Consider the following 8,789-nt stretch of genomic DNA (forward strand, 5'->3'; position numbering starts at 1 on the left):
CGGATGACCGGGCGCGGGCGAAATTCCGAACATCGAAGCAGCTTTGCGGGTCGCGAAGATACCGGCTGACTTCCGTTCACCAGCTTGAGGGCTGCCGCAGGCGGCAGAACGACTATGAAACGGACTTTCCAACCGAGCCGCCTGGTGCGCAAGCGCCGCCACGGTTTCCGCGCCCGCATGGCCACCAAGAACGGCCGCAAGGTGATCGCCCGGCGCCGGGCCAGGGGCCGCAAGCGCCTTTCGGCCTGAGCGAGCGGCGCCAGAGCGCCCCGGCCATGCAGCGCCTGAAGAAGCGGCGCGACTTCCTGGCCGTGCGCGGCGGCAGGCGGCAAGCCCGCCGCGCCTTCATCCTGGAAAGCCGACAGGGGGCTGAGGGCGTCGCATCGCGCGTCGGCTTCACCGTCTCCAGGCGTGTCTCGCCCAAGGCGGTGATACGCAACCGTATCCGCCGGCGCCTCAAGGAAGCCTTCCGCAGGGCCGAGCATGTTGCGTCCGGTGCGCCAAGAGACCATGTGGTCATTGCTCGCCCCGAAGCGCTAAGAGCGGATTTCGCCGGCATGGTGGTCGAGCTTGAAGAGGCCCTGGCGAAGGGCGAGACGGAGCGGCCGGAACCGGCGAAGAGCCGGCAGCGCCAGAAGCGCGGCCGCGGGCAGAAGTGGCGCAAGCGCCAGAGGACAGCACGCTGATGGACAATAACCGCAACGTCTTCATCGCCATCGCTCTGTCGCTCGGCATCCTCTTGGCATGGCAGTATTTCGTCGCCGGGCCGCAGATCGAGGCGCAGCGCCAACAGCAGCAGGCCGCGCAGCAGCTCGCAGAGAGCGGCACGCAGGCTCCCTCCGCCGGAAGCGGCGCCCAGGTGCCACCCGCCCCGGGGGTGGCGCCACAAGCACCGGGAGCCGCGCCGCAGGCGCCCCCCGCCGAGGGCTTGGCCGCCGCGCCGGCCGCCGGCGCACAAGCCTCCGGCGAAGCGGCGCCGCGCCTTGCCATCGACACGCCCGCGCTCACCGGCTCCATCAATCTGCGCGGCGGGCGCATCGACGAACTCTTCCTCAAGCGCTACCACGAGACGCCGGATCCCGAGAGCCCGCTGATCGAGCTTTTCCAGCCAGTGGGCGGAGCGACGCCTTATTATGCGGATTTCGGCTGGGTGACGGCGCAGGGCGGGCCGGCCGTGCCGGGCGCCGACACCGTTTGGCAGACGACCGAGAGCGAGACGCTGGCTCCGGGCAGCCCGGTGGAGCTGTTCTGGGACAACGGCGCCGGCCTTATCTTCAAGCGCACCATCGCCGTCGACGAGAACTATATGTTCACCGTCACCCAGAGCGTCGCCAACAGCACCGGCGAGCCGGTGACGCTTTATCCTTACGGCGTCATCATTCGCTACGGGCAGCCGCAGACCACGGGCTTTTACATCCTGCATGAGGGCCCGATCGGCGTCTTCGGCGAGGAAGGTCTGATGGAGGTCGATTACTCCGACCTCGACGACGAGCAGGTCACGCCGCCGAAGGTTGCCGACGGTTGGCTCGGCATCACCGACAAATACTGGGCCGCCGCCCTCATTCCCGGCGGCGATACGCCCTTCCAGGGCCGCTTCCTCAGGGGCGACAGCGGCGCCCTTCCCACCTATCAGGCCGATTTCCTCGGCGAGGCGGTCAGCGTGCCGGTGGGCGGCGTCGCCAGCAACGAGACGCTGCTCTTCGCCGGCGCCAAGGTCAGCCAGCTCCTCAACGATTACGAGAGCCGCTACGGCATCGACCGGCTCAACCTTCTCATCGACTGGGGCTGGTTCTACTTCCTGACGAAGCCGATGTTCCAGGTCATCGACTTCCTCTTCCGCTTCCTGGGCAATTTCGGCCTCGCCATCCTGGCGGTGACCGTCCTTGTGAAGATCGTCTTCTTCCCGCTGGCGAACAAATCCTACGCCTCCATGTCGAAGATGAAGAAGCTGCAGCCGCAGATTCAGAAGCTGCAGGAGCGCTACAAGGACGACAAGCCGGCGATGCAGAAGGAGATGATGGAGCTCTACAAGCGCGAGAAGATCAATCCGCTCGCCGGCTGTTGGCCCATCCTCATCCAGATTCCCGTCTTCTTCGCCCTCTACAAGGTGCTGTTCGTCACCATCGAGATGCGCCACGCGCCGTTCTTCGGCTGGATCAAGGATCTTTCCGCGCCCGATCCGACGAACCTCTTCACGCTCTTCGGCCTTGTGCCCTGGGACGCGCCGGCCATCCTGCATCTCGGCATCTGGCCGATCATCATGGGCGTGACGATGTTCGTCCAGATGCGGATGAACCCGCAGCCGCCCGACAAGACCCAGCAGATGATCTTCAACTGGATGCCGGTCATCTTCACCTTCATGTTGGCGACCTTCCCGGCTGGCCTCGTCATCTACTGGGCGTGGAACAACTTCCTGTCGGCGCTGCAGCAGGGGCTCATCATGCGTAAGCACGGCGTCAAGATCGAGCTGTGGGACAATCTGAAGGGCATGATCGGCGGCAAGAAGTCGAAGACGCCGGCCGAATAGCGACGCCAGCGCCGGGAGGCCGGCCTTTTTGGGAGGGGCGGGACCCGCGCGCGGCCGCGTGATCGCCGGCATGGCGGCGTGTCTCAACGCAAAGGTTCTGCTAAGAGGCCCGCCATGCGCGCAAACGCCCTTTTCTCCCATCCCTGGCGCTTCGTCACCTCTGCGCCGAACCTTGCCGCCCTGCCGCGGGAAGGGCCTGTGGAGGTCGCCTTCGCCGGCCGCTCCAATGTCGGCAAGTCGAGCCTCATCAACGCGCTGACGGGGCAGAAGGACCTTGCCCGCACCTCCAAGACGCCCGGCCGCACCCAGGCGCTGAATTTCTTCGTGCCGGACATGCCGGGGGCGCAGACGGGCGAGCCGGCGATCGCCCTCGTGGACATGCCCGGCTACGGCTTCGCCAAGGCGCCCAAGGAGAAGGTCGCGGACTGGACGGCGCTCATCCACGATTATCTCCGCGGACGGGCGACGCTGCGGCGCGTCTTCCTTCTCATCGACGCCCGCCACGGGCTGAAGGCGGCCGATCTGACGGTGATGAAGGAGCTCGACGTCGCGGCCGTCACCTATCAGATCGTGCTGACCAAGGCCGACAAGCCGAAGCCCGGCCAGCTTGCCCGCCTGATCGAAGCGACAGGTGAGGCGATCGCCAGGCGCCCGGCGGCCTTCCCTCAGATCATCGCCACGTCGAGCCTGAGGGGCGAGGGGCTTGAGGAGCTGAAAGACGCCGTGGCGAGCCTCGTCGATTGGCAGGGCCGCGAAGCCCTGCTAGAGACCGAGCGCCTCGACTGACCGGCCAGCCCATGTCCCGTTCCTCTCTTTCTCCCGCATCCGCCGCACCCTCAGAAGCAGCGCCTCCACCTGATTGCGGGAGGCTGCCGGCATGAGCGCCATCACCCCGGAAGAAGCCCGCAATCAGGCGCGGCTTTTGGCCGAGGCGCTGCCCTATATGCAGCGCTACGAGGGCAAGACCATCGTCGTCAAATATGGCGGCCATGCCATGGGCGAGCCTAAGCTTTCCAAGGCCTTCGCCCGCGACATCGCCCTTTTGAAGCAATCGGGCGTCAACCCGATCGTGGTCCATGGCGGCGGGCCGCAAATCGCGGAGATGCTGAAAAAGGTGGGAATCGCCTCGCAGTTCCAGGGCGGCCTGCGCGTCACCGACAAAAAGACAGTGGAAGTCGTGGAGATGGTGCTCGCCGGCTCCATCAACAAGGAAATCGTCGCCCTCATCAACGCGGAGGGCGAATGGGCGATCGGGCTTTGCGGCAAGGACGGCAACATGGTCTTCGCCGAGAAGCTGAAGCGCAAGGTCACCGACCCCGATTCCAATATCGAGCGCATTGTCGATCTCGGCTTCGTCGGCGAGCCGGTGGAGGTCGACCGCACGCTGCTCGACCTTCTCGCGCGCTCGGAGATGATCCCGGTGATTGCGCCGGTGGCGCCGGGACGCGACGGCGAGACCTACAACATCAACGCCGACACCTTCGCCGGGGCGATCGCCGGGGCGCTTGCGGCGACGCGGCTTCTTTTCCTGACCGACGTTTCCGGCGTTCTGGACAAGAACGGCGAGCTTATCGACGAGCTCACCGTTGCCCAGGCGCGCGCGCTCATTGCCGACGGCACCATCCATGGCGGCATGATCCCCAAGGTGGAGACCTGCATCGAAGCGGTGGAACGGGGCGTTGAGGGCGTCGTCATCGTCGACGGCAAGGCGCCGCATGCCGTCCTGTTGGAACTCTTCACCGCCCACGGCGCCGGCACGCTGATCCGGCCGTAGGGGAACTTTCTACGGCCGATCCGCTTCAGCAAGTATGGAGCAAGACCGCAAGAGGGGACCATGCGCAAAGCCCGCCTTGCCATCGCCGCCGTCACCGTCGCTTGCCTCGCCCCGGCCGGTGCGAAGGCGGCACCCTTCGACGGAAGGTGGTCGGTTACCGTCATCTCCGAATACGGCGATTGCGACCGCCGTTTCGCCATCCCGGTTGCCGTGCGCGAGGGCAGCGTGCGCTATACCGGCCGCTTCACCTCGCGCGCCAGCGGGGACGTCAGTGGCGAGGGCCGGGTGGTCATCACCTTCCGCCACGAAGGTCAGGTCGTGCACGCCACCGGATCGCTGCGTTCGACCTTCGGCAACGGGGCGTGGGAATCGGCGACGCTGGCCTGCAGCGGCACCTGGATCGCCAGAAAGGCGCGATAGCGCGTTGCGCTTGGCGCCGTGCTCGGAGACTGCCGTCATGCCAAGGCTTGACCTTGGCACCCATTCCGGTCCGCGCTCGAAGCATCAGAGCGCCTCTTCTTCCCGCCGCGCGGCGTCTTCCGGGCCGTGTTTCGGCGCACTCTCCCCGTGCACTTTCGCGGAGAATCCCGTAAAGGAGCCGCATGAACCCCCTGACAGCCGAAGATGTCGCCCCGCACAGGCCGGAGGAGCTGACGGCCTTCCGTGGCATCGAAGCCTGGATCTTCGACCTCGACAACACGCTCTATCCGCGCGACACGAACCTCTTCGTGCAGATCGACGAGCGCATCCGCTCCTATGTGCAGGAACTTCTCGGCGTCGACGAGACGGAGGCGCACCGTATCCAGAAGGACTTCTACGAGCAGCACGGCACCTCTCTGCGCGGCCTGATGCTGGAGCACCAGGTCGACGTCGATTCCTTCCTGGAATATGTGCACGACATCGACCGCTCGGCGCTGAAGCCGGACCCGGCGCTCGCCTCCGCCATCGAACGCCTGCCGGGCCGCAAGTTCATCTTCACCAACGGCTCGCGCGCCCATGCGCTGAAGACCGCCGAGCAGCTCGGCTTCAAAGACCATTTCGAGGACATTTTCGATATCGTCGCCGCCGAGCTTCTGCCCAAGCCGCAGCGCCTGACCTATGAGCGCTTCGTCAACCGCTTCGACGTCTTCCCGGAGAAGGCGGCGATGTTCGAGGATTTGGCGCGCAATCTCTCCGTGCCCAAATCGATCGGCATGACGACGGTGCTGGTCGTTCCCTCCGGAACGCGTGAGGTGTTCCATGCCGAATGGGAGATGGAGGGCCATGACGGGGCCGAGCATGTCGATTTCGTCACCGACGACCTTGCCGCCTTCGTCGCCGAGATCGCCGACGCCATCGAGGCTTGACGGGCGAGACAAAGCGCCTTCACGCGCTCCCTTGCGGGCGCGGCGCATAGGCTTCATATAGGGACCGGGAGGCTGGCGGCGGACGCGTCCTTCGCCAATCGGGTCAGGTCCGGAAGGAAGCAGCCCTAACGAATTCGTCGCGGGTCGTCTGCCAGTCTCCTTTTCCCGGCATTCAAGCACACGGCCCCCTGCGCCTTCACGGCGGCGGAACGAAAGCCTATGAAGGCAGAATGAGCGCAGCGCCAGGCTACCAGGTCCTCGCCCGCAAATACCGTCCTTCCCGCTTCGACGATCTCATCGGGCAGGAAGCGATGGTGCGCACCTTGAAGAACGCCTTCAAGGCCGGACGCATTCCCCATGCCTGGATGCTGACCGGCGTGCGCGGCGTCGGCAAGACGACGACGGCGCGCATTCTCGCCCGCGGCCTCAATTACATGCCGCAGGAGGGCGGCGGCGAGCCGACGGTGGAGTTCACCGAGGAGGGCGTGCATTGCCGTGCCATCATGGAGGGCCGCCATCCGGACGTGATGGAGATGGACGCCGCCTCCCATACCGGCATCGACGATATCCGCGACATCATCGATTCGGCGCGCTACGCCCCGGCCTCGGCGCGCTACAAGGTCTACATCATCGACGAAGTGCACATGCTCTCCAAGGCGGCCTTCAACGGGCTGTTGAAGACCTTGGAGGAGCCGCCGCCGCATGTGAAGTTCATCTTCGCCACAACCGAGATTCGCAAGGTGCCGGTGACGGTGCTGTCGCGCTGCCAGCGCTTCGATTTGAAGCGCATCGAGGCGGTGGAGCTGATCGCCCATCTCGGCCGTATCGCCGAGAAGGAGGGTTTTGAGGTGGAGGCGGAGGCGCTGCGCATGGTGGCGCGCGCCGCCGAGGGATCGGTGCGCGACGCGCTCTCCATCCTCGATCAGGCGGTGGCGCATGGCGCCGGCAAGGTGGAGGCAAAAACCATCCACGACATGCTGGGCCTCGCCGACCGGGCGCGCATCGTCGACCTGTTCGAGAAGGTGATGGCGGGCGACACCGCCGGGGCGCTGGAGGAGCTTGCCGCCCAGCACGCGGCCGGCGCCGACCCGGTGACGGTGCTCACCGACCTTGCCGGCTTCTGTCATTACGTCACGCTCGCCAAGCTGGCGCCGGAAGCGGGCGCGAGCGCCGCCGTCTCCGAGACGGAGCGCGTGCGCGGCGAGGCGCTGGGCAAGGCGCTCGCCCTTTCGGTCCTGTCGCGCGCCTGGCAGATTCTCTTGAAGGGCATCGAGGAGGCGGGGCTCGCCGGCCATCCGGAGCAGGCGGCCGACATGGTCGTCGTGCGTCTTTGCCACGCCGCGCAGCTGCCGACGCCGGAAGAGGCGCTGAGGGCGCTCGCCGACGAGGAAGACCGCCAGGGCGCGCCACCGGAAAGGGACGAGCGGTCGGGCGCCAGCGGCGCTTCGGCAACGCCGGCTTCTTCGGTCGCTGCCTCCCCCTCTGCCGCTTCGACGGGGCGAACGCAGATGCGCAGCGGCGGCGGACCGCAGGCCGAGCCCGCCCGCCACGACCGGCCGGCGCCGCGTGCCGCGGCCGCGCCTTCGCCGCGGCTTGAAAGCTTCGCCGATATCGTCGCGGAGGCGCGCGCGCGCCGCGACATCGTTCTCCTCAACGCCCTGGAGCGGCATGTGCGCCCGGTCCGCATCGAGGAGGGGCGGCTGGAAGTGGCGATCGCCGAGGAGGCGCCCGCCGATCTCGCCCAGCGTCTGTCCGCGGCCATGTCCGCTTGGAGCGGGCGGCGCTGGGTGGTGATTTTGAGCCAGGCGGCGAACGGGCAGAAGACCCTGCGCGAGGAGCGCGAGGCGCATCGCGCCCGGCTGCGCGACGAGGCCAAGGCCGATCCGCAGGTTCAGGAGCTGTTGCAGCGTTTTCCCGGCGCCGAGGTGGTGGAGGTGCGCGAGACCGCCCCGGAAACGGACGAGGCCGGCGAGGCAGATCCCGGCATGAACGAGACGAAGACACCAGACGAGGACATGTGATGCGCGACCTGATGGGGATGATGAAGCAGGCCAAGCAGCTTCAGGAGAAGATGCAGGAGATGCAGGAGGAGATCGCCGCCACGGAAGTGGACGGCTCGTCCGGCGGTGGCCTGGTTGCGGCCGTCGTCGACGGCAAGGGCGGCCTGAAGCGGTTGAAGATCGATCCTTCCCTGATGAAGGAGGAGGAGGTGGAGATCCTGGAGGACCTCATCGTCGCCGCCGTGGGCGATGCGCGCGGCAAGGCCGACCAGATGATGCAGGAGAAGATGGCCGAGATGACCTCCGGCCTGCCGCTGCCGCCGGGCATGAAGCTGCCCTTCTAGGAGGTCTTGCTCATTCATGGCCGCTTCCCCCGTCGGGCCGGAGATCGAAAGACTGATCGCCGCTCTGTCGCGCCTGCCGGGGCTCGGGCCCCGCTCCGCGCGAAGGGCGGCGCTCGCCCTCATCAAGAAGAAGGAGAGCCTGCTTCTGCCTCTGGCGGAAGCGGCGCGGCAGGCGGCGGAGGCGGCCCGCATCTGCTCTGAATGCGGCAATATCGACAGCCGCGACCCCTGCTCCATCTGTGCCGATCCTTCGCGCGATGCCTCCACCATCGTCGTGGTGGAGGATGTCGGCGACCTGTGGGCTCTGGAGCGGGCGGCGGCGACCAAGGCGCGCTACCACGTTCTCGGCGGCGTGCTCGCCCCGCTCGACGGTATCGGGCCGGAGGAGCTCAATATCGCCGGGCTGATTGCCCGCGCCGCCGCGCCGGAGGTTTGCGAGGTAATCCTTGCCGTCAACGCCACGGTGGAGGGCCAGACGACCGCGCATTACCTCACCGACGAGCTGGCATCCTCCGGCGTGAAGGTCACCCGCCTTGCCCATGGCGTGCCGGTCGGCGGCGAGCTCGATTATCTCGACGAGGGCACGCTGGCGGCCGCAATGCGCCAGAGAACGGCGTTTTGAGCGAAGCCTAAGCCGCATAGCGAACCCGGCTCGGCGGATGCAGGCGCCGGCCCGGAAACTGTCGAGGCACGGATGGCCGGGTCAGTTGACTGTGAAGAACGCATAAGCGGCTGATAGTCGACGGATTTCGGTCTCTCGCAAGGTTTCGGTTTTGCAGGATTCGGTGGCTTGAGCCT

10 protein-coding genes and 1 other RNA gene are annotated in these 8,789 nt (G+C 66.8%); all 11 read left to right on the forward strand.

Features of this window, described 5'->3' with window-relative positions:
- The first annotated feature begins 114 nt into the window (after positions 1 to 114).
- Complete coding sequence (rpmH, locus tag Q331_RS0103260) at positions 115 to 249, forward strand: 50S ribosomal protein L34 (RefSeq protein ID WP_026379491.1); 135 nt, start codon at positions 115 to 117, stop codon at positions 247 to 249.
- A 26-nt stretch (positions 250 to 275) separates the two neighbouring features.
- The gene (gene rnpA / locus Q331_RS19775) at positions 276 to 686 is read left to right on the forward strand and encodes a ribonuclease P protein component (protein WP_034490790.1); all 411 of its coding nucleotides are present in this window, start codon (positions 276 to 278) and stop codon (positions 684 to 686) included.
- On the forward strand, positions 686 to 2,527 hold the full coding sequence (gene yidC, locus Q331_RS0103270) for a membrane protein insertase YidC (RefSeq protein ID WP_026379492.1): 1,842 nt from the start codon (positions 686 to 688) through the stop codon (positions 2,525 to 2,527). The genes rnpA and yidC overlap by 1 nt, the downstream gene beginning before the upstream one ends.
- 114 nt (positions 2,528 to 2,641) lie before the next feature.
- The gene (gene yihA / locus Q331_RS19780; RefSeq protein WP_051630477.1) at positions 2,642 to 3,313 is read left to right on the forward strand and encodes a ribosome biogenesis GTP-binding protein YihA/YsxC; all 672 of its coding nucleotides are present in this window, start codon (positions 2,642 to 2,644) and stop codon (positions 3,311 to 3,313) included.
- A 91-nt stretch (positions 3,314 to 3,404) separates the two neighbouring features.
- Positions 3,405 to 4,301, forward strand: coding sequence for an acetylglutamate kinase (gene argB, locus Q331_RS0103280; protein WP_026379493.1), 897 nt, complete (start codon positions 3,405 to 3,407; stop codon positions 4,299 to 4,301).
- Positions 4,302 to 4,361: 60 nt separating this feature from the next.
- Entirely contained in the window at positions 4,362 to 4,721 is a 360-nt protein-coding gene (locus tag Q331_RS0103285) for a hypothetical protein (protein ID WP_026379494.1), read from the forward strand.
- Positions 4,722 to 4,903: 182 nt separating this feature from the next.
- Entirely contained in the window at positions 4,904 to 5,647 is a 744-nt protein-coding gene (locus Q331_RS0103290; protein WP_051630479.1) for a pyrimidine 5'-nucleotidase, read from the forward strand.
- A gap of 69 nt (positions 5,648 to 5,716) precedes the next feature.
- Positions 5,717 to 5,808, forward strand: an RNA gene (gene ffs / locus Q331_RS23350) — signal recognition particle sRNA small type.
- 69 nt (positions 5,809 to 5,877) lie between these two features.
- Positions 5,878 to 7,668 (forward strand): DNA polymerase III subunit gamma/tau, encoded by a 1,791-nt coding sequence (locus tag Q331_RS19785; RefSeq protein ID WP_051630481.1) that lies wholly within the window; start codon positions 5,878 to 5,880, stop codon positions 7,666 to 7,668.
- The gene (locus Q331_RS0103300) at positions 7,668 to 7,991 is read left to right on the forward strand and encodes a YbaB/EbfC family nucleoid-associated protein (protein ID WP_026379496.1); all 324 of its coding nucleotides are present in this window, start codon (positions 7,668 to 7,670) and stop codon (positions 7,989 to 7,991) included. The genes Q331_RS19785 and Q331_RS0103300 overlap by 1 nt, the downstream gene beginning before the upstream one ends.
- Positions 7,992 to 8,007: 16 nt before the next feature.
- Positions 8,008 to 8,613, forward strand: coding sequence for a recombination mediator RecR (gene recR / locus Q331_RS0103305; RefSeq protein WP_026379497.1), 606 nt, complete (start codon positions 8,008 to 8,010; stop codon positions 8,611 to 8,613).
- The last annotated feature ends 176 nt before the right edge of the window (positions 8,614 to 8,789 follow it).

This window comes from Afifella pfennigii DSM 17143 (assembly GCF_000688515.1).
GTDB classification, from domain to species: domain Bacteria; phylum Pseudomonadota; class Alphaproteobacteria; order Rhizobiales; family Afifellaceae; genus Afifella; species Afifella pfennigii.